The organism is Paracoccus sp. MBLB3053, from assembly GCF_031822435.1.
Classification (GTDB): Bacteria; Pseudomonadota; Alphaproteobacteria; order Rhodobacterales; family Rhodobacteraceae; genus Paracoccus; species Paracoccus aurantius.
In genome coordinates, this window is record NZ_JAVQLW010000003.1 from 156,868 (window position 1) to 177,926 (window position 21,059).

General features: G+C 62.2%; 20 protein-coding genes. 9 read left to right on the forward strand and 11 right to left on the reverse strand.

Features of this window, described 5'->3' with window-relative positions; all coding sequences use genetic code 11:
- Positions 1-10 precede the first annotated feature (10 nt).
- Entirely contained in the window at positions 11-739 is a 729-nt protein-coding gene (locus RGQ15_RS17375) for a hypothetical protein (protein WP_311161933.1), read from the forward strand.
- A 19-nt stretch (positions 740-758) separates the two neighbouring features.
- Here RGQ15_RS17375 and RGQ15_RS17380 read toward each other — a convergent pair whose 3' ends face one another.
- On the reverse strand, positions 759-1,457 hold the full coding sequence (locus tag RGQ15_RS17380; RefSeq protein ID WP_311161934.1) for a hypothetical protein: 699 nt from the start codon (positions 1,455-1,457) through the stop codon (positions 759-761).
- Positions 1,458-2,034: 577 nt separating this feature from the next.
- Here RGQ15_RS17380 and RGQ15_RS17385 point away from each other — a divergent pair.
- From RGQ15_RS17385 to RGQ15_RS17415, 7 genes are all read left to right on the forward strand, one after another.
- Entirely contained in the window at positions 2,035-3,600 is a 1,566-nt protein-coding gene (locus RGQ15_RS17385) for an arylsulfatase (protein WP_311161936.1), read from the forward strand.
- Between the two features lie 75 nt (positions 3,601-3,675).
- Positions 3,676-4,689 (forward strand): AAA family ATPase, encoded by a 1,014-nt coding sequence (locus RGQ15_RS17390; RefSeq protein ID WP_311161938.1) that lies wholly within the window; start codon positions 3,676-3,678, stop codon positions 4,687-4,689.
- A gap of 108 nt (positions 4,690-4,797) precedes the next feature.
- A complete protein-coding gene (locus tag RGQ15_RS17395) occupies positions 4,798-5,820 on the forward strand; it encodes a DUF58 domain-containing protein (RefSeq protein WP_311161940.1) in 1,023 nt (340 codons plus the stop codon).
- A complete protein-coding gene (locus RGQ15_RS17400; RefSeq protein ID WP_311161942.1) occupies positions 5,817-6,335 on the forward strand; it encodes a DUF4381 domain-containing protein in 519 nt (172 codons plus the stop codon). Before RGQ15_RS17395 ends, RGQ15_RS17400 begins: the two co-directional genes overlap by 4 nt.
- The gene (locus RGQ15_RS17405) at positions 6,328-7,332 is read left to right on the forward strand and encodes a VWA domain-containing protein (RefSeq protein WP_311161943.1); all 1,005 of its coding nucleotides are present in this window, start codon (positions 6,328-6,330) and stop codon (positions 7,330-7,332) included. Before RGQ15_RS17400 ends, RGQ15_RS17405 begins: the two co-directional genes overlap by 8 nt.
- Positions 7,329-8,864, forward strand: coding sequence for a VWA domain-containing protein (locus RGQ15_RS17410; protein ID WP_311161945.1), 1,536 nt, complete (start codon positions 7,329-7,331; stop codon positions 8,862-8,864). The genes RGQ15_RS17405 and RGQ15_RS17410 overlap by 4 nt, the downstream gene beginning before the upstream one ends.
- Entirely contained in the window at positions 8,861-10,138 is a 1,278-nt protein-coding gene (locus RGQ15_RS17415; protein ID WP_311161946.1) for a hypothetical protein, read from the forward strand. Before RGQ15_RS17410 ends, RGQ15_RS17415 begins: the two co-directional genes overlap by 4 nt.
- On the opposite strand, the gene RGQ15_RS17420 is transcribed toward RGQ15_RS17415, so the two are convergent.
- From RGQ15_RS17420 to RGQ15_RS17435, 4 genes are all read right to left on the reverse strand, one after another.
- The gene (locus tag RGQ15_RS17420) at positions 10,125-11,717 is read right to left on the reverse strand and encodes a D-aminopeptidase (RefSeq protein ID WP_311161947.1); all 1,593 of its coding nucleotides are present in this window, start codon (positions 11,715-11,717) and stop codon (positions 10,125-10,127) included. The two genes, RGQ15_RS17415 and RGQ15_RS17420, sit on opposite strands and share 14 nt — an antisense overlap.
- A gap of 180 nt (positions 11,718-11,897) precedes the next feature.
- Positions 11,898-12,857 carry a biotin synthase BioB gene (gene bioB / locus RGQ15_RS17425; RefSeq protein WP_311161948.1) on the reverse strand — a complete coding sequence of 320 codons (960 nt, stop codon included), beginning with the start codon at positions 12,855-12,857 and terminating at the stop codon, positions 11,898-11,900.
- The gene (locus tag RGQ15_RS17430; protein WP_409201353.1) at positions 12,854-13,417 is read right to left on the reverse strand and encodes a biotin transporter BioY; all 564 of its coding nucleotides are present in this window, start codon (positions 13,415-13,417) and stop codon (positions 12,854-12,856) included. The genes bioB and RGQ15_RS17430 overlap by 4 nt, the downstream gene beginning before the upstream one ends.
- 104 nt (positions 13,418-13,521) lie before the next feature.
- Positions 13,522-14,175, reverse strand: coding sequence for a GntR family transcriptional regulator (locus RGQ15_RS17435; RefSeq protein ID WP_311161950.1), 654 nt, complete (start codon positions 14,173-14,175; stop codon positions 13,522-13,524).
- A gap of 125 nt (positions 14,176-14,300) precedes the next feature.
- Here RGQ15_RS17435 and RGQ15_RS17440 point away from each other — a divergent pair, with 125 nt between their 5' ends.
- Positions 14,301-15,374, forward strand: coding sequence for a lactonase family protein (locus RGQ15_RS17440; protein ID WP_311161952.1), 1,074 nt, complete (start codon positions 14,301-14,303; stop codon positions 15,372-15,374).
- Between the two features lie 45 nt (positions 15,375-15,419).
- On the opposite strand, the gene RGQ15_RS17445 is transcribed toward RGQ15_RS17440, so the two are convergent.
- The 6 genes from RGQ15_RS17445 to RGQ15_RS17470 are packed head-to-tail and all read right to left on the reverse strand — an operon-like array spanning position 15,420 to position 21,059.
- Positions 15,420-16,196 (reverse strand): IclR family transcriptional regulator, encoded by a 777-nt coding sequence (locus RGQ15_RS17445; RefSeq protein WP_311161953.1) that lies wholly within the window; start codon positions 16,194-16,196, stop codon positions 15,420-15,422.
- Positions 16,197-16,252: 56 nt separating this feature from the next.
- A complete protein-coding gene (locus tag RGQ15_RS17450) occupies positions 16,253-17,488 on the reverse strand; it encodes an aminotransferase class V-fold PLP-dependent enzyme (protein ID WP_311161955.1) in 1,236 nt (411 codons plus the stop codon).
- Complete coding sequence (locus RGQ15_RS17455) at positions 17,485-17,976, reverse strand: RidA family protein (RefSeq protein WP_311161957.1); 492 nt, start codon at positions 17,974-17,976, stop codon at positions 17,485-17,487. The genes RGQ15_RS17450 and RGQ15_RS17455 overlap by 4 nt, the downstream gene beginning before the upstream one ends.
- Complete coding sequence (locus RGQ15_RS17460; RefSeq protein WP_311161959.1) at positions 17,973-18,947, reverse strand: ABC transporter ATP-binding protein; 975 nt, start codon at positions 18,945-18,947, stop codon at positions 17,973-17,975. Before RGQ15_RS17460 ends, RGQ15_RS17455 begins: the two co-directional genes overlap by 4 nt.
- Positions 18,940-19,953, reverse strand: a complete 1,014-nt coding sequence (locus tag RGQ15_RS17465; RefSeq protein WP_311161960.1) for an ABC transporter ATP-binding protein — start codon at positions 19,951-19,953, stop codon at positions 18,940-18,942. Before RGQ15_RS17465 ends, RGQ15_RS17460 begins: the two co-directional genes overlap by 8 nt.
- The gene (locus RGQ15_RS17470) at positions 19,950-21,059 is read right to left on the reverse strand and encodes an amidohydrolase family protein (RefSeq protein ID WP_311161961.1); all 1,110 of its coding nucleotides are present in this window, start codon (positions 21,057-21,059) and stop codon (positions 19,950-19,952) included. Before RGQ15_RS17470 ends, RGQ15_RS17465 begins: the two co-directional genes overlap by 4 nt.

A 21,059-nucleotide genomic window follows, 5' to 3' on the forward strand; every position in this document is an offset into this window, starting at 1 on the left:
AAGATCAATCGTGCCCTTCCTGGACAGCGTCGCGCGGCGCAAGCGTTTCCTTTACCGTTACATCAAATATCATGTTCTGCGCCCCCCAGTTCCCGAGCAGAAAGCGCTGCTGAGAGGCAAGACGGCCGTGGTTGTCGGTTCGGCTCCGGGCTCGCATCGACCCGTTGGCTGGAATGAGTCCTTCCGTGTCATCACCGTGAATGCGTCGCAGGTTGCAGCTGCGGACTGGTTGTCGGATGTGCCGGACATCACCTTGATGCAGTTCAATCAGATCGAGGGTGAGAATCCATCGGCGCTGGAGGTGCGGCGCGTGTTGCGCGGCAGGCGGACGGGAAGCCTGATCCTCATAAACTGGCGTCATGATCTGCAGCGACTGAAGAACGGGCTTGCACGATTCGATTACGGCTATGATCGGCTTCTCACGATGAGCAGGTATGAACGGATCGCGCTGATGGAGCGCTGCCTTGGCAAGCTCAACCTGGAACTTGACGCGTCGACGAAATGGTCAAACGGCGTGGTCGGGGTGGCGCTGGCACTGCAAAGCGGTGCCCGGCGCGTCATCCTGACCGGGATCGATCCTTGCTCTGCAGGTCACGGCTACAACGACCTGCGGATGACCAGACTCCACGCAACGACAGATCTTGAGGCTTTGACCCTGCTGCGTGATGCGGGGCTTCCGATCTTCACTGCAGATCCTGCGGTTTCAGAACGAACGGGGCTTGCGCTTTGGGCAGGGTGACGGCGCCCGGAAAGCGGGCTCAGATCGGTTGGAAGCCGGGGTCGATGGACTTGGCGATCTTCAGCCAGTCCTCGGCATAATCGACATTCTGCCAGTCCTTGAACCACGGGCCCCCATTGGTGAAGTGAACGGCCTTCGGCTTGCCTGCGGAAGGTTTCTCGCTCCAGCCTTCCAGCCAGTTCCATTCTTCGGGAACTGAGCCGATTTCCTCGTCCTTCGCCCATTGCATTCGATGCAGATAGGCACCGGATTCGGAATTGACGACTTCTGGCGTAAGCCCTTTGGTGGAGGGGTGATCGCAGTTGAAAAGCATCAGCGACGACCAGTTCTTGCGCGGGTAGCTGGTCTGAGCCTTGCCATCCATCTTGGTTTCATTCTTCGGCTTGTAGTCGTGATGCACGCAGCAGACTGCCTTGCTGTCATCAAGCATGCCAAGCAATTCGGCCACGTCGCCAAAGAACAGAAAATCGCAATCGCAAAAGGCAGCCCAGCCGCTATTGCCCGCGAGCCATGGTGTGAAGAAGCGCGAATAGGTGAACTCGGTCGAGGCCAAGGGATCGACGTCGCGGGTATAGACCCCCCGCGATACGAGGTCCTGAAGCCTGATCGGGGTGACCTCGACATCAATCGACGCGTTCTGCAACAGCGACTGCCGTGCCACCTGATAGGCAATGTCCTCGCGCGAGTCCCAGCCGACAAAGAATTTCAGATCAGGCAATCGGTTTCTCCGCAGTTGGTCTCGTCGGTTGGACCCAGTTCCTTGATTGACGGAATTCGATCCCGTTCGGCGCGGGTTGGCGTTGGGGCGCGGTCCCGGCCAAGCTTACGCGGCGGGCAAATCGCCATTCAAGTCCATTCGTTGCATTCTTCCCCCTGTCCGCCAAGGTGCCGGGCAGGGCGCAGGCGCGCCGCTGGCATGATGAAATCGCCATTTGGTTGCTCAAGGGCACGGAATTTCCCCGGTGTTGGCGCGGTTAGGCCAGCTTCGACAGGGGGCCTGACCATCCGGGAATCCCCGCCATCGCGCTTGGTCAGATCGCGCTGTGATCGTGTTCCTCCCATGAAGCAGAAGACGGGAGTTGCAAGTTCAAATTTATACACTTACGATCACATCGTGGCTGGCTGATTGACTCAAGGGACCGGAACTCAAGACTAATTTACTTCCTCCTCCTGTGAATCCGGCAGCCTGAAGCGAAGAAGATCTGTGGCAATTCTCGATTGCTGTCGGGATGCGCCGATTCTGCGGTGCGGCGCTTGTCCGAGCTTCGGATGGGCGCGCCTTTTGGGAGAAACCCATGCTAAGAAAGATCGGACTGGCGACAGCATTCACATGCTTTGCAATCGGGGGTGCAGTCGCACAGGATTCACCTCAAACCGAAAAGCCCAACATCCTTGTCATCTTCGGCGACGATATCGGACAAGGTAACCTGTCGGTTTATACCAAGGGGCTTGTTGGCTATAAGACCCCGAACATCGACCGGATTGCGAATGAAGGGCTTGTCTTCACCGACTATTACGCCGAACAAAGTTGCACGGCCGGACGTTCGACCTTCCTGACGGGCCAATCGACCTTCCGCACCGGGCTGTCGAAAGTCGGTCTGCCGGGTGCCAATGCCGGCCTGCAAGCGTCCGACGTCACGCTCGCATCCGCGCTCAAGGATCAAGGCTACGCGACCGGTCAATTCGGCAAGAACCACCTGGGCGACAAGGATGAGTTCCTGCCCACCGCGCATGGTTTCGACGAATTCTTCGGTAACCTCTATCACCTCAACGCTGAAGAGGAACCAGAACAGTTCAACTATCCCAAGGACCCCGAATTCCGCGAGCGGTTCGGACCGCGCGGCGTTCTGAAATCCTCGGCGGATGGCACGATCGAAGACACCGGGCCGCTGACCCGCAAGCGGATGGAAACGATCGACGACGAAACCTCTGCCGCGGCCATCGACTTCATGAAGCGCCAGCACGAAGCGGGCACGCCCTTCTTCACCTGGATGAACACCACGCGCATGCACTACAAGACCCATGTGCGCCCCGAACATCGCAGCGAACCCGCTCTGGATGCGTTGACGGAATATGCCGATGGCATGATCGAGCATGATGCCTTGATCGGGACGCTGCTGCAGTCCCTCGAAGATATGGGCATCGCGGACAATACGATCGTCATCTATACGACGGATAACGGACCGCACCAGAATACCTGGCCAGATGCCGGGACGACGCCCTTCCGCAGCGAAAAGAACACGAACTGGGAAGGCGCGTTCCGCGTGCCGGCAATGATCCGCTGGCCGGGCCATATCGAGCCGGGCTCGGTCGCCAATGACATCTTCTCGGGCCTTGACTGGTTCCCGACCATCATGGCCGCTGTAGGCGACACCGACATCAAGGATCGCCTGCTGACCGGCGCGACCATTAACGGAAAAGAATACAAGAACCATCTGGATGGCTACAACCAGCTTCCTTACCTGACCGGCGAAGCTGAAGAAGGCGCCCGCGACGAGTTCTTCTATTTCAACGACGATGGCGAAGTGGTTGGGCTTCGTTACGAGAACTGGAAAGTTGTCTTTGCCGAGCAGCGTCGTCAGGGGACTATGGCCGTTTGGGCCGAGCCCTTCACCAAGCTGCGCGTGCCCAAATTGTTCGATCTGCGCGCCGACCCCTATGAGCGTGCCGACATCACCTCGAACACCTATTGGGACTGGATCAGCGACCACGCCTATCTGGTCGGCCCGGCAAGTGCCGAAGTTGGGAAGTTCCTGGCGACCTTCACGGAGTTCCCGCCAGCACAGCGCCCGGACAGCTTCTCGATCGATCAGGTTCAGGAAGACCTGATGAACTCGCTGAGCAGCTTGGGCAGCCAGTAAGCGGAAATGGGCCGGCGACGCTTATTGTTGCCGGCCTTTTTCTGACGATTTTCAGAAAATCCGGGGTCTTATCCTATGACTGCACGCGATGCATTCACTTCGCTGATGGCGGCGATGAACAAATCTGTCATCGGACAGGAACGTGTGGTCGAGCGCATGGTCATTGGCCTCTTGGCCGATGGTCATGTCCTGATCGAGGGGCTGCCGGGACTTGCCAAGACGCGAGCTGTGAAAGCCATGGCCCGCGCCTTGGATTTCGACTTTACCCGAATCCAGTTCACGCCTGATCTTTTGCCCGCCGATGTGACCGGATCGGATGTCTATTTCTCGAAGGACGGGGAAGGTGAGTTCCGCTTTCAACCCGGTCCGATCTTCGGAAACATTCTTCTTGCGGACGAAATCAACCGTGCTCCCGCAAAGGTGCAGGCGGCCTTGCTCGAGGCGATGGAAGAGCGCCAGGTGACGGTCGGCGAAGCCAGCCACCCCCTTCCTTCGCCCTTCATGGTGCTCGCAACTCAGAACCCGATAGAACAGGAAGGCACCTATCCTCTGCCCGAGGCGCAGACCGACCGTTTCCTGATGAAGATCCTGGTCGAATATCCGCAGCCGGCGGATGAGTTGAACGTGCTGCGCCTTGTCAGGAACGAGGAAATCGCTGCCTCTGCCCCGTCTTCACCCCAGTCGCAGCCCGTCGGCCACCCGGCAGGCGAGGACGCTCGGGCCGAAGCGTCGTCCCTGGCCACACTGTCCGAGGCGCGCCAGGAGATTTCAGCGATCCATATCGCCGAGGGCATCGAGCAATATATCATCGACATCATCAATGCGACGCGCCACCCCGCGAAGCTGTCCGAGGACCTGGGCCGAATGATCGAGCTTGGCGCAAGTCCGCGTGGTGGCATTGCCATCGACCGCTGCGCCCGCGCGCATGCCTGGCTCAAGGGGCAGGACTTTGTGTCTCCGACGGATGTGCAATCGGTCGCGCCCGATGTCCTGCGCCACAGGATCGCGCTGAGCTACGAGGCGCATGGTGCCGGACGATCCGCCGACGACGTGATTGCCGACCTGCTGCAGTTGGTTGCGATCACCTAGGAGCACGTCAATGCCTTGCCCCAATCCCATGCATGGAGACGGCGGGAGAAGCCTTCGGGCAAGCGGCGCGATGGGGCGACGCGCTTTTCGGTCGGGGAGCAGAGGCTGATGCCCGGCAAGATGAAACCCGCCACAGGACCGGGGCTGGGGGGCGGAGCAGACCCGCGCATCCACGTCACCCTGCCGGTTCTCGTCGGTCTCGAGGGCAAGGCAAGGGGGTTCGACTTCCTGCCAAGTCAGCCTGTGGGAAGTGTCCTGTCCGGGCGTCGCGCGTCGCGGCTGCGAGGTCGTGGTCTCGAATTCGAGGAAATCCGCGCCTATCTTCCGGGAGACGATCCAAGGAGCATGGACTGGCGTGTCACGGCGCGAACTGGCGCGCCCCATGTCAGGGTCACGCGGGAAGAACGCGATCGTCCGGCCCTGATCCTGGTCGATCAACGTCAGGCGATGTTCTTCGGAACAAGGCTCAACATGAAGTCGGTGACGGCGGCGGAACTCACGGCCCTTGCCGCCTGGCGCATTCTCGGCGCAGGTGATCGGGTGGGTGGATTTGTCATCTCGGATCGCGCGATAGATTATCAGCGCCCCGCGCGCAGCCGCCATTCCGTGCTGCGTCTGCTGTCCCAGCTTGCGTCGCGCAATCAGGCCCTCTCCGCCGAGGCTCCAGTTGTTTCCGAGGCTCCGGCCATGTTGAACCTGGCTCTTTCCCAGGCGGCACGTATCGCAACGCATGACTGGCTTGTGATCGTCCTTTCGGATTTCGACGGCGCAGACGACAACACCTTCCGATCGCTTTCACGCCTGTCGCGCGGCAACGATATCGTGCTTGGCCTCGTCTATGACCCGCTTGCGAACGAGGTGCCCTCACGCGGCAGGCTTGTTGTCGGAGACGGTCATTTGCAGGTCGAACTGGACCTCGCCAGTCACAAGGTCCAGCAAAACCTGGCCGAAACCGGCGGCAAACGCCTCCGCCGTCTGCTCGCCTGGCAAGACCGCCTTGACGCCGCCATCCTGCCGATCAGCGCCGGAGAGGAAACTTTGCCGCAAGTCTTGCGTCTGTTCCAATCCGGCCGGCCCGGCCGAGGGTTGGGATTGGGGAACGGGCCGGAGGAAGCGGGGAAACAAGCATGAACCCCGATGTCGAAGAAGCACCCGTTGCCGCTGACGACAGCCTGGTTTCGCTGTTGGGCCAGATGCACGACCTGCGCGAACCGCCTGCGGTTTCAATGTGGCCCGCGACGCCAATCTGGGGAGTGATTGGTATTATCCTTCTGGCTCTCCTGCTTTTGCTGGCGTGGCGTTGGGTTAGATACCGCAAGGCAAACGCCTACCGGCGAGAAGCGCTTGCGCTCTTGCAGGGGATCGAACCGGGCCTTGCACGGGGTGACAGGCGGGCGCTTGCCGAGCTGGACCAGTTGCTGCGCCGCACGGCCCTGGCCGCCTTTCCCCGCCGCGAGGTCGCTGCGTTGACCGGCGCCGAGTGGGCAGAGTATCTTGATCGCACGGCCACACCCGGTCCCGAGGGTGGATTTCGAATGCTGAACGGTTTGCTGGCAAGCGCGCCCTATGCGCGCCAAGTCCCGGAATTCGACGGTGCACGGCTGATGCGGCTGGCTCGGCACTGGATCAGGCACCATCATGCTTGAGTTCGACGCCCCGCTTGCATTTCTGGCCCTGCCATTGCCGTTCCTGGTGCTGCTGTTCGCGCCGGCGCGGCGAGAGCGGGTCCAGGCTATCCGCTTGCCTTTTTTCGAGAGGGTCAGCGCAGGGCTTCCCACGGGTGAGGGGGCCGTGATCCCCGCACGAAAACGGTTTCAGCTTGGCTTCACCGGCCTGCTCTGGCTGCTTGTGATCACAACAATCGCGCGGCCGGTCTGGCTGGGGGATCCGGTTACACGAACCGAGGCAGCACGGGACATCATGCTTGCGGTGGATATATCGGGCTCGATGGCGACCGTCGATTTTTCAGGGTCCGATGGCGCCGTCGACTCGCGGATGGAAGGCGTGAAGCAGGTGCTGGACAGCTTCATTGCCGGTCGAAAGGACGACCGCATCGGGCTGATCGTCTTCGGGTCATCCGCCTATGTGCTGGTGCCCTTCACTCAGGACGAGGCGGCTGCGCGCCAATTGCTTGCAACACTCGAGCCGGGAATGGCAGGGCAGAACACCGTGCTGGGCGATGCGATCGGCCTTGCGATCCAGTCCTTTGCGGCAAGCGAAGTCGAAGAGCGTGTGATGATAGTCCTGTCCGACGGATCGGACACTTCGTCGCGCATGGCACCGGCGAAGGCTGCGGACATTGCCGCCAAGAACGGGGTCACGATCCACACGATCGCGGTTGGCGATCCGGAAGGCGAAGATGAGCAGAACAAAGTCGATATCGCGACGCTCGAGGCCATAGCCGATGCGACCGGCGGTACCTTCAACCGTGCCGAGGACAGCCAGGGATTGACCGAGATCTATCAAGGCATCGATGCACTTCATCCGGTTGAAGGCAAGGCGGTGTCCTGGCGACCGCGCATTCCCCTGACGATGTGGACAAGCGGAGCCTTTGTCCTGCTGACCATCGTGGGATATCTTGCCGCTCTTGCTTTACGCTGGCGTCGGGTTCGCCGATTTTCCGCAGCGGAGTCGAGAGCATGAACGCGCTTTCCGATCTCGCCGGCCTGACCTTCCTCCGCCCGCTCTGGCTATTGGCGATCCCGGCCCTTGCACTGGTCTGGTGGCAACTGCGGCAGCGCGAGGCATCGGAAAGTCCGGCTTTGCCCGAGATAGCGCCGCACTTGCTCAGAGCGCTGACCATCGGCCGGGGAGAAGCCAGCCGCTCACGCGCGGCCCTTATCGTGCTTGGAGCGGCCTGCCTGATGGCAATCGGGGCGGCAGGCCCCGCGTTTCGTCCCGCACCTTCCCCTTTCGTGACCGAGACGGCGCCTCTTGTGATCGCACTCGATCTGTCACCGGGAATGGACATGGGTGACATTCCACCGTCCCGGCTGGAACGGGCCAAACAGAAGATCCGGGACCTGATCGCGCTGCGCGCGGGTGGCCGGACCGGGCTGATCGCTTATGCAGGAAGCGCCCATCTTGTCATGCCGCCGACCGAAGATCCGACGGTGCTTCAGAGCTTTCTCGAAGGACTTACGCCAGGTATCATGCCCCGAGCGGGCCAGCATCCGTCGGAAGCGATGCGTCTCGCAACCACCCTACTGGCGACCGAGGATCAAGCCGGCACCGTTCTTTTCGTGACTGACGGGGTGGACCCGACAGATATCGCCAATTTCCCGACCGATGGCCCCGGAAGCGTCGCATTGATCGTTGCGCCTGACGGAGGCGGACCCGAGCTGGATCGATGGGCCAGGGCGGCAGGGGTCCGCAAGGTCGCGGTGACAGTGGATGACAGCGACCTTCGCGCCGTGAATCGGGCTGCCGCATCGAGCCTCGCGCGCGCGGCCAGCGAGGACGGGCGGATGCGCGATGACGGATGGCTACTGGCCATTCCTGCGGCCCTCCTTCTGTTGTTGTGGTTCCGGCGCGGCACAACCTTGCACTGGGCGGTGATTGGTGCCGCGGTGATGCTTGCTCCGGATGCGCGCGCCAATGAACTGTCTGACCTGTTCTGGACCAAGGATCAGCAGGGGGCTCGTGCCTATGCTGCACGCGACTTCCCGCAAGCGGCCGAGGATTTCGTCGATCCGCCGTGGAAGGCCGTTTCCCTGATGCGATCCGGGCAATATGGCGAGGCGGCGGCCGTCCTCGAACCAATCCAGACCAGCGACGCACAGTTCAACCGCGGTATCGCCCTGATCCGGGGGCGCGACTACCCTGGCGCCATAGCGGCGTTCGAGGCGGCGGTGAAGCTTGATCCTTCAGACCAGGCGGCACAGGAGAACCTGGCTCTTGCGCGACGCATCCTCGACTATCTGAACGAGACGAGAGAGGCTGAGGACACCGAAGTCGACAGCGAGGACAATGCCGCCGATGGAACGGTCGAGGATTTGCAATCCGATCAGGGCCAGATGAGGCGGATTACTGGGGATAGCGACCTTTCCGAGGACGCGGCCGAGCAATGGATGAAGCAGGTTCAGACGAAGCCAGCCGACTTCCTGAAATCGCGGTTTGCGATCGAGGCGGCCCAGACGCGGGCCCCGAGCGATACGGGGGCAGAGGTCCAATGATCCGATCATGGCCCTTTTGGGTGATCGTGCCGAGCTGGTTTCTTGTCGGCGCAGCCCTTGCCCAGAACGCAGGCGTCGAACCTCGGGTCGAAATCACGATGCGGCCAGAGGACGGCGCGGTGACGGTCGGGACACCCCTGCAGGTGACGGTCAGCGTGCTTGTGCCCAACTACCTGGTGAGTACACCGGCTTGGCCCGACCTTCAGGTCGCCGACGCCATCACGCGGATGCCCGCCAACGCGGCCCGCCCAGGGTCGAGGCGGGTCGGAGACCAGACGTGGATCGAGGTCTCTCGCGTCTATCAGTTCACCCCGCAGCGTGCGGCAGGTTATGACCTGGCCGAGCAGAGCATCAGTCTGGCCTACGCCGATCTGGAAACCGGTGATCCGGTTTCGGTCGAAGCGATCATGCCCGCGATATCGTTCACGGGAACGGTTCCGAAAGGCGCAGAATCCCTGTCGCCTTTCATCGCGGCAAGCGCCATCACGCTGAGCCAGTCGGTCGATGGGCCCGGCGACGATCCAAGCCCCGGCGCAGCTGTGACCCGGACAGTCACGATAGAAGCAAGGGGGACCCAGTCCATGCTTCTTCCCGCGTTGCTGGGGGCCGAGTCACCCGAGGGGCTGCGGGCATACCCGCGGCAGCCGGATCTAAGTGATACGCCCGGCCAGCGCGGTGCAGCCGGGGTGGCGCAACGGGTCGAAAGCGTGACCTATGTTGCCGAGGCGCCGGGCGAATTCACCTTGCCGTCGCTGCAGCTTCGATGGTGGAACATGGACAGCTCGCGCATCGAAACATCAGATGTCGAAGGGGTGCAGTTCAGCATCGTGGCGCCACGTGGCTGGCACCCGCCCGGAACACCCGATCCGCGTCGGGGGCCTGTCATCTGGAGCCTGTCGGTTCTTTTCTTGCTGGTGCTTGTCCTGGGCCTGGGGCGCCACAGGATCAGGGACGGGCTTGTTCGGCTTTCGGCATCCGAGCCCGTTCTTTTCCGCCGGATTCTGCGTCATGCGAACAAGAATGAAATCGGAGCCGTCACGGGCAGCCTCGATCGCTGGCTCGCGAGATTTGACCGCCGTGAACCGCCTCCGCAACTCGCGGCTGCCTTGCTGAAGGCCGAACGGGAAATTTGGGGGCCCGACATTGGCGCCGGGGGCCATCAGCGCGAGACAAGACGCGAACTTGTCGCGGCATTGCGGCAGGCCCGACAGAGCATTCGAAGCGAAAGCCAACGTATCCGTCCAACTGCCCTGCCGCCTCTCAACCCGTCATGACTCCATTTTCGGGGAGGGATGCGCTGACCCGCACATACGTGATGTTTCGGGCAAGCCAACACCCCAGGGTCAGACCGGAAACATTGCCCGTTTCATCGCGCTTGAAAACGACGGTCCAGTCGCCGGGCGCGGGTGCATCCATTGATCTTCGGGTGGCAAGGATCCAGATATCGAGCCCGGCCGGGGCCATACGTTCCATACGGCCTTGGCCCAGCAAGCCGCTGAAGCGGGCGAAGGCTGCGCTGCCCTGTGCCTCGATCATCATCTCTGCATCGAGCTCATCCGAGACATAGCGGCCCGCGATATCGGAAGCGTTGCCGCTACTGACTTCGGGCACGGCAACAAGTTCCGTGGCAATGTTTTCGCCGGGGCGGCGCATCGTCAAGAGCCCGCCCTTGCGCGAGAGGACCACATTGGGTGCCGCGAGGTCGCCCTGGGCTGTCAGCAACATCTTTTCGGCTGCGGTCGCATGGCGCAGCATCGCCGAGTTTCTGCCGGTTTCAATTCGGCTCAGAAGGCCATCAGGGCCGATCCATTGCCCATCCCAGGCCTCCGGGATCTGGGCGGGCGCGGTATCTCGTGCGCAGAGCGCTGCCTTGATCAATGCTGTTGCGGCAGCGAAACAGTCGGCTTCATGGTTGAAGATGACCACAACCGACAGGCGCGCATCGCGGGAATTCAGTCGCTGCGCGCGGAAGCCTCGCAACGCGCCGGAATGGCCCGTGAAAGGCAGGCCTGCGATCGTTGCATGGGCCAGGCCATATCCGTAGCGAGCGGGGGTCCCGTCCGCGAAACCTGGCGGAACCGAGATGCGGCGATAGAGGTTGCGCTCGTCGTCGCGGCCCGCGTCGATCCAGGTCTCATAAGACATCATGTCTTCCAGAGATGCCGAAATTCCGGCGTCGCCGATCCAGTAGATTGCATTTTGGGCCGGAAAGAAACCGGTCGCATCGCTGCCCTCGTAACCCACCACCCCGTCCAGCGGCCTGCGTGTATCAGGCGTCAGCACCGCGGTTGTCATCCCGGCGGGTTCCCAGATGTGACGACGATAAAGTTCGTCGATTGCCTCGCCGGTCTCGGTTTCGATCAGTTCGCAGATGATACGGTAATTGCAGTTGCAATACGAATAGTGCGCTCCGGGCTCGAAATGCCCGGTTTTCATTCGGGCGAGCAGGGGCAGGGCATCTTCACGACTGAACTGTTGTTCCGCCATCGCGCCCTGCAAGATGGTCAGGGCCCAGTAATCCCGCAAACCCGACTGGTTGTCACAGAGCTGTCTGACCGTGGGCAGGGTGCCTTCGAAGTTTGGGAGGAATTCGGCCACCCGGCCATCGAGCCGCGCGGGATCTTCGATGGCTGCAAGGAGCACCGCGCAGGTGAACTGCTTCGAGATCGAGCAGATTGGCAGCCGGGTTGAGGTCGTCATGATCTGACCCGTGTCGAGATCCGCATATCCCCACGTTCGTGTCGCCACGATCCGGCCGTCCTTGACGACGCCGGCCACGCCGCCGGGGCCCGGAAACTGTTTCGGCAAGGCGTCCAGTGCCGCCTCAAGTGCGGAATGGCCTATCTCGGTCATCTGTCTCATCCATGCGGCGCGGAAATGACGGCAGGCATCCCGGCCGTTGCCGAAGTTCAGTATGAATCCGGCACATTCTTCAAGGAAGATCTGGCCGCGCAGGTCAGCAGGGCCAGCCCTTGTTCAACGTGTCGAGATTCAGCCTGACCACGACCGCGAGTCAGGGTCCATCTTGCAGGATCAATTTTCCATTCGCGGCGCCAGATCCCTGATTAGCCGTGCGTCATCACCGATATCCGCGTTTGGTGTTGTCAGCAAAGTCTCGCCGTAAAAGATGGAATTTGCACCGGCAACCAGACACAATATCTGGGCCTCGCGATTGAGGCTCGAACGTCCGGCCGATAGCCGCAAGATAGAACCTGGCAGCACGATGCGCGCGGCGGCGACCATTCGGACCAATTCCAGTGGGTCGATGCGCGGTCGTCCCGCCATGGGTGTCCCTGGCACTGGCACCAGGGCATTTATCGGCACGCTTTCGGGGTGGGGCGCCATCGCCGTCAGCACCCTCAGCATGGAAGCCCGGTCGCGCGGCGTTTCTCCCATCCCGATGATACCCCCGCAGCAGAGTTCGATCCCGTAAGCGCGCACCGTGGCCAATGTCTCCAGCCGGTCCTCATAGGTTCGGGTAGAGATGATTTCGCCGTAATATTCCGGGCTTGTATCCAGATTGTGGTTGTAGGCCGTGAGCCCTGCATCGGCGAGGCGCTTGGCTTGATGCGGCTTCAGCATTCCCAGTGTCACGCAGGCTTCCATACCCAATGCGCGCACCCCGGTGACCATCGCGATCACCGCATCGAACTCTCGCCCGTCACGAACTTGCCGCCACGCGGCCCCCATGCAGAAGCGCTCAGCTCCGGCTGCCTGCGCCACAGCGGCCATGGCAACGACCTTGTCGGGGTTCATCAAGGTTTCGCGTGTCAGTGTCACTTCGCGATGATGCGCCGATTGCGGACAATAGGCGCAATCCTCCGGGCAGCCTCCGGTCTTTATCGAGAGGAGGCTGGCTTTTTGCAGGCGCTTCGGGTCGTGATGTGCAAGGTGGACGGCGCTTGCCCGGCCGACCAGCTCAAGCAGGGGAAGGTCGTGAAGCGCAAGGATCTCGGCAACGCTCCAATCATGCCTGATGAGTCCATCGCTCATGCATGTGCACTCCGAAGGCGTGATGCGAAGCGCAGGGCAAAAGCGACGATGGCGATCTTTAGAAGGTCGCCGGGCAGGAAAGGCCACACGCCAAGCTCAAGCAGCCGGTTTGCGGGAACGAACGCAGCAAGCCAGGCAATGCCTGCGGCGTAGACGATTGTCAGCCCGGCCAGCATCGCCACGACCTGACCGATCGTGCCCCGTCCTGAAGCGAGCATGCCGGTCGCGCCGGAGGCCAGCAGATAGCCCAGAAGATAGCCCCCGGTCGGCCCGATCATGTAGGCAAGGCCCACGCCGCGTTCGGGCGTTCCGGAAAACACGGGCAGTCCGATCGCTCCTGCGCCCAGGTATGCTGCGAAGATCGCGATGGCCCTGCGCGGTCCGAACAGCACCGCAAATGCCATGACGGCCATGGTATGCAATGTCATCGGAACGGGCCAGAACGGAACCTGCGCCTTGGCCGCGAGCGTCATCACAGCGGTCCCCGCGATGAGAATGATAAGGTTTCGCCCTGACCTGATTGCATCTGCCCGGGCAAGCCTTGATCCAAGGGATTGCATCCAACTCTCCATATTATCGATAATAATGCGAATCTAGGTCTGATGAGGACATTTCGCCGGGTGAGGCGCAAGGGCTGCGCATTATTTTATAGATAATATGGGTTTTATCTTGCTTCGCCCCCTCTGTTGGTCACGGCCCGCATGCGCGGTCCGGTCCATTGAACATGGCGCGCGAGAACCGCGCATGCGCCATTGACATCGCCAGACCTGAGCGCCGAAAGGATTGCGCGGTGATCGCGATCGGTCGGAGCATCCCACTCCGCACGCCAGCCCGAAAACAGGAAGCGGGCGCTGGCTGCATGGAGATCATCGATGCTGCGGAGCAGACGCGGCATGCGGCAGGGCTCAAGGATCAGACGATGGAATTTTCGGTTCGCTTCTTCCCACGCCTGCACGTCCCCGGCCTTGTCACCTGCAGAGGTCGCATCTTCTGCCAGATCCAGGATTGCCTGTGTCAGATGCGGTGCCGCTTGTCGCAGGGCAAGGGTTTCAAGTGCTGCGCGCATCTCGGCGACCTCGCGGATTTCGGATTGGCTAAAGCCCGCGACACGAACGCCGCGGCGCGGTTCGCTTTTCGCCAGTCCTTGCGCTTCCAGCCGTCGGAATGCCTCGCGTACCGGAACATGGCTTGCTCCGTATTCGACAGCGATATGGTCCTGACGCAGCCTTTCGCCAGCCGCGATCGCGCCGGAAATGATGCGCTCAGCAAGCTCGCGGCTGATCCGGTCAGCCAAGGTTTCTTTATGCGATGGGGTCATGGACTATAGATAATCTGCTGCGCGACTGCTGTCGAGCCTGCCATTCGGAAACCGGTACTTGCCTGTCCGCCCGAGTTCCCCGACTGTCCGAAGGGTTCGGATGGGCGAAAATCAACGGAGGGCGGGTGGGAAATTCGGGTCGCAGCAGCTTGTTCGTCGGGTCGTACACCGTTTCGCTTCCCCATGTCGCAGCGCGGGGCGAAGGCGTCACGCTGCTGGAACTCGACCATGCGAGCGGTCGGTTGTCGCGCGTCTCGGTCCTGAACGATGTGCGAAACCCTTCCTATCTGGCCCTTGGGCGAGGCGGTCGGTGGATCTACGCGGTCGAGGAGCTTTCCGAGGCGGAGGGTGCCTCTGTCGTCACAATCATGGTCGATCGGCAGACGGGAAGGATGCAGACCGTGTCCCGGATGGGCGCGCTTGGGGATTACCCCTGTCACCTGACGGTTTCGGGGGATGGGCGACAAGTCTTTCTTGCCAACTATGCAAGCGGCAGCGTGGTCAGCTACGCGACGGATGAAAAGGGTTTGCCAAAAGGACCCGGCCAGATCCTGCGACGAGAAGGCAGCGGGCCAGACCGCTATCGGCAGACGGGGCCGCACGCTCATCAGGTGCTCACCAGCCCGGATGGAAATTCGATCATCGTCTGCGACCTCGGGACCGATGAGATCGGGATCTATCCGTTAGCGGATGGACGGATCGGGACCTCTGCGTCAGACACGGTCCGTCTCGTGCCGGGATCTTTGCCGCGACATGCGGTGCAGTCAGAAGACGGAGAGCACATATTTGTCGTGACCGAGGCCAGCTCGACAATGGTGACCTGCATCAAGACTTCCTCCGGTTTTGTGCGGGCCAATGAAATCTCGACCTTGCCGCCGGATTGCAGCGCTGTCTCCGCCTGTTCTGCAGTCAGGCTGCATCCGGGTGGGCGGTATCTTTACGCCGCGAACCGGGGACATGATACGATTGCTGCCTTCTCGGTTGGGTCCAACGGTGCGCTGTCGCGGATCGGATGGTTCGATACCCGGGGTGCGATACCGCGCGATTTCGCAATTGATCCGTCCGGCCGTTTCATGGCCGTGGCCAACCAGGACGGGCATTCTCTGTCCGTTCATGAGATCGACGGGCAGGACGGTTCGCTGCGACCGATCGGGGAAACCTTTCCGATTGGCAGCCCGGCCTGTGTCATGTGGGCGTGACATGGCATGCGATCTGGCCCACCCTTGCGGGGATATCTCGCGCGGTTATGCCGCGCCCTCGACATATCCAACCGCCCGCTCGATCCGCAAGGCGGAATCCTGAACCGCCTTGGCCAGTTCTTCGCCGCGTTTTTCCGCCTGCCGCTCGGCCAGGACGATCGAAATGGTCGCGGCGCATGCGCCACTTTCGTTCCGGATCGGAGCGGCAATGCAGGCCACGGCAAATTCCGACTGACCGATCTGAATTGCCAATCGGCGCGCGAAATCCTCATGTGACTGGCGCGCCAGTTGCGCGGCATCCGTGTCGGCCTTGCCGGTCGCGGATGGCCGGGCGGCCTCGGTGAATGCGGCGATGCGCTCGTTTTCGGGAAGGTGGCCCAGAAGCAGTCGACCCGACGCAGTCCAGTTCAGGGGAACGCGGGTACCGACATCCGATGTCACGCGGAAATGGCCGGGGCCCTCGACCATCGCGATAACTGCCATCATGTTGCCGTCGCGTGCGCAAAGCTGGACAGTTTCTCCGGTCACCTCGGCCAGATGGCGCATCTCGCGGCGTGCCTCGGCGTAGAAGTCGATGGATGCCCTGTATTGCAGGCCATAGCGCATGAGCCGAGGGCCAAGCCAGATCAGCCCATTCTCATGGCGGGACAGCATCTCGCGTTCGACGAGTTCGTCCACCAGCCGATAGACGGTGGAAACCGGCGCACCCGCCGCCTTGCCCAGTTCGTAAGCGCTCATCGCGCGGCCGGTTTCGGTCAGGACGTCGAGAAGCTGCAGGGACCGGTCGATGCCGCTGGTGCGGGTACGGGGGCTTTCGGCCATGTTACCTCCGGGGGTAGGTCTCGCTTATAGGGGAGGCGCCACCTTGCCTGCAAGCTTCAGGCTTCCGCGAGCCAGCCAAGATACCCGCGCGCGCCGCCATTCCGCGCGCGATCATCGTCACCCGGCAATACTGGGATTGACGCCGCATCGCGCAGAACCTCGGCCAGAACGGCGCCGACCATCTCGGCCTGGCCGGGCGCGAGATTGCAGGGGTCGAGCTGAAAATAGCCCAGCTCGGTTTCGTGGTCCCTGACGATGATCGCGGGATCGAGTTCGCCGAGATGGCGGCAGACCGCCGCAGCAGTCGTCCCGGCCTGCGCGGGATCAATCTCGACCTGCAGCCGATCCAGCGGGTTGCGTGTGGGATCTGCGACGATGCGCGGCAAGATCCCGGGCATGCCGGCCAGACGCGACATCCACAGATCAAGGGCGGCTTTTTCCTCGGCGCGGATCGCCGCATGATCCCGTTCCATCCATCGTTCCATGGCACGGATCGCCCCTGCCATGCTTTCCTTGCCGATCTTCATGCCCCGGCCGATCCCCATGTTCTGCAGGTAGGCCGCGCGCACCAGGTCACGTCGACCGGCAATGATCCCGCTCGTCGGGCCACCCAGGAATTTGTGGCCGGAATAGATCACGAGGTCGGCCCCGTCTTGCAGGAACCCCCGCAGGTCGTATTCGGATGCCGCATCCACGATTACCGGGACGCCGTTGGAATGGCAGATTTCGGCAAAGCGTCTTAGCGGGATCTGGCCGTAATGGACGACGTGGTGCGAAACGACATATAGCGCCGCGGCGGTCTCTGGCCCCAGCGCGGCTTCCAGCTGGTGGTCCATCGCCAAAGTGGATTGCCCGATTTGGCGGACCGTCGCGCCGGTCAACTCGATCGCCGTCGAGATCGGCGCACCATAGCCGCAAAGATGGCCCATTTGTACCGCGACCTCGGATCTGGGGCCGGGATCACGCGGCAGGGCCTCGGCACGTGCGGGGTTCAGCCCCGTCATGCAGCCCGCGATGGAAAGTGAAATGCCGGCGCTGGCCGAAGCGGTCAGGCAGCCTGCCTCTGCCCCGGTCAGGGCCGCGATGACACGGCTGGCATGGGTCTGAATTTCGTGGATCTTCAGGAAATGACCCATCGCTTCGGCAGTTGCCGACGCGACATCGGCGGCAGCGCGGCTGGCCCCAAGCCCGGTCATCGTGCCAGAGACATTGATCACGGGCGAGTATCCATGCTTGCGGTGCCACGACCAGTCTTCGTTTTCGCCGAAATGACGTTCCTGCATATCCTTCATCCCTTCTGCGCCAGTTCGAAGATCGCCTCGATCTCGACGGTGATGCGGTTTGGCAGCGATCCAACGCCGAAGGACGAACGGGCATGCACGCCCTCTTCGCCGAAGACCTGATGCAGCAGTTCGGAGGCGCCGTCTATGACCTGCGGATGCGCCTCGAAATCCGGCTCTGCATTCACCAGCCCGAGCAGCTTGACGACACCGCCTATTTCGTCAAGCGATCCGAGTTCCTCGCGAAGCACGGCGAGGATGTTCAGCGCGACCAGCCTCGCATGGTCGCGAGCTTCTTCCGCGCTGACATCGCCACCGACCTTGCCGCGCATGAGCGTGCCGTCTTCCCGGATCGGCCCCTGGCCCGACACATAGATGCAATTCCCTTGCCTGCGCAGGTTGCGGAATGAACCGATCGGCGTGGGGGCGGCCTTGGGAAGGCAGATGCCCAGGGCATTGAGCCGCTGTTCAGGTGTAGCTGTCGGCGAAACGAAGGTCATGCAGTCTCCTCGGACTTGAGGCAGTAGCTGTGATGGGATGGCCCGACGGCAACCGGGCCCGGCAGGGTGGCCGCGCAAGCCGCATCGGCGATGGGGCAACGGGTGCGGAAGACGCATCCCGACGGCGGATCGAGCGGGCTTGGGATGTCGTCGGACAGAACCTGCCTGTCGCGTTTCGCGCGCGGGTCTGGTTCGGGAATCGCCGATATAAGCGCCTGCGTATAGGGGTGCCTTGGCGCGTGATAGACCTCGCGCGCCGGGCCGATCTCGACAATGCGTCCCAGATACATGACGATGATCTGGTCACAGAGATATTCGACCACCGACAGATCATGAGCGATGAACAGCATCGTCAGGTCGCGTGTTTCACGCAGATCAAGCAGCAGGTTCAGGATCTGGGCCTGGATTGAAACATCCAGCGCCGAGACGCATTCGTCGGCAAGGATGAACTCGGGGTCCAGCGCCAATGCCCGCGCGATGCCGATCCGCTGACGTTGGCCGCCCGAGAATTCGTGGGGGTAGCGGCTTGCCGCATCGGCAGCGAGCCCGACCTCGGAAAGCAGCGCAGCAATCCGCGCGTCACGTTCGCCGCGTGTGCCGATCCGATGCGCGACCAGACCTTCGCCGATGATCTGTCCGACGCGCATGCGAGGGTTCAGTGATGAGACCGGGTCCTGAAAGATGATCTGGGCGCGGCGGCGGAGTTCTCGCAGGGAACGCTGGTCCATCTCATTGATATCGTCGCCATCGAATTCTGTCCGTCCAGACGTCGGCTCGACCAGTCGCAGCAGCGTCCGGCCCAGGGTCGTTTTCCCCGAACCGCTTTCACCGACCAGCCCGGTGATCGAGCCGCGCGGGATCTCGAACGAAATGTCGGACACAGCGCGCACCGTGCCTTTGGGCGTCGGAAAGTGCTTGTTCAGACCATGGACACGCAGCAGGGCGGTTGCATCGGGTTTTGCGTCAAGCATGGCGCGCCTCGTTCGGCAGTTGAGCCGCATGGGGATGAAAGCACGCCACGCGATGACGGGGCAGAATATCGTGCAGCTCAACGTGGCGCGCGCAGACCGCATCCGATAGGGCGCAGCGCGGCGCGAAGGCACAACCCGGCGGCATTGCCGAAAGCGACGGGACCGCGCCCGGTATCGGAATGAGCCGCGCGCCCGGCGGGCGGTGGGGGCGCGGGATCGAGGCAAGCAGTCCCCGCGTGTACGGATGGCTTGGTGCATCGAAGAGACTGGTTGCGGGCGCAGTTTCGACAATCGCTCCGGCATACATCACGGCGACCTCATCCGCGATTGCCGCGACGACGCCCATGTCATGGGTGATGAACAGGATGGACATCTCCATCTCGGCCTGGAGGCGGCGCATGAGATCAAGGATCTGGGCCTGCACCGTCACATCCAGCGCGGTTGTGGGCTCGTCCGCGATCAGGATGCGGGGGCGGCAGATCAGGGACAGTGCGATCATGACCCTTTGGCGCATCCCGCCGGAAAGTTCATGCGGATATTGGTCCAGTCTGGTCGCTGCCGCAGGGATTTCCACCAGTTCCAGCATCTCGAGCACACGCTTGCGTCGCGTGGGCCCGTCGACATGCTCGTGCAGAAGAAGCATTTCTCCGATCTGGTCGCCGACGGTGAAAAGCGGGTTCAGCGAAGACATGGGTTCCTGGAAGATCATCGCGATCTCGGCTCCGCGGATCTTGCGCATTGCCGGGACGGAGGCCGATTGAAGTTCAACGGTGCCGCCATCGCCCTGCGTGTAGCTGATGCGGCCAGCGCTCACACGTCCATTGCGCGGCAAAAGACCCATGATTGCCAGCGACGACACCGACTTGCCCGAACCGCTTTCGCCGACCAGCGCGAGGGTTTCGCCTTTGGCCAGCGAAAAGCTGACATCGCGCAGCGCCGTGACTTCACCCCGTCGCGACGAAAAGCCGACGCGGAGCCCTTCAACCTGCAGAATCGGATTGGTCATTCCAGTCTCCTTGCCGCAGCCATGTGACTGTCGCCAAGGACGGTCGCGACAGGTTCCAGCATCTTTTCAAGAACAAGGCTCGCCCCCTGGCTGTCGATCACCTCATGTGAGATGTCATCGAGCCGGAACAGTGTGAAATCCGCCCTGTCTCCGATCCTGGGGGCTAGCGTGATCCCCAGCGTCTCGCGCGGGTTGATGGTGATCGCGCGTATCGTGTCCCCGAAGGAAAGGCCCACGGCCATCAGCTTCGAGGCCGTGGTGGGCATGTCCTTGACCGAACCGCGGATATTGCGCAGGTGCAGGTCGGTCGAGATCGACCAGGGCCTGAGCCCGTCCGCAATCGACCCGCGTGCGGTTTCGAAGCTGAACGACGCCTGACCATGGCCGATATCCATGCGCACGCCGCGCCTGGAAAGCTGCACGGCTTGGTCGAACAGCGCATCGGTATCGCGGATCGAACCCGCCTTCTTGCCGTTAAAGCAATGGGTGACGATATCGCCGGGCCCGAGGATATCGAACACCTCGTCCAGCAGCGGCGGCATCTCGCCCACATGGACCATCAATGGCAGCTTGGCGATTTCCGCGACGCGCTTGGCGATCTTGGCGGGCGTGATGCCCCATGAACCGACGATGACGCCAGATGCGCGAACCTTGATGCCGCATATGACGTCCCGGTTTGCCTCGATGACTTCAAGTGTTCGGTCCACGTCGATCGAACTCATGCCCTGAAGCTCGGACACACGGTTGCAGGCGACCAGCCCGATCGAGCCGATATTGACGAAGGCGCGGATCGTTTCGGCAGACGGTTCGATGATGTATTCGCGAAGGCCATGAAAATTCGCCTCGCCCGCCGATCCGGCGTCGGCCATCGCGGTTACGCCGCTGCCACGACCCGCCTCGCTGGGCCGCACCGATATATCCGTGCCGCCATGCCAGATATGGGTGTGAAGGTCGCACCAGCCAGGTGACAGGAACGCGCCCTCGCAATCGATGATCTCGGCACCCGGCTGGGCTTCTGGGCGGATCAGTCCGTCGTCGCCGACATGGATCGTCCCGGGCAGGCCCGGCAATTCGACGGCGCGGAAATTCGTGAGGGTCAACGGCAT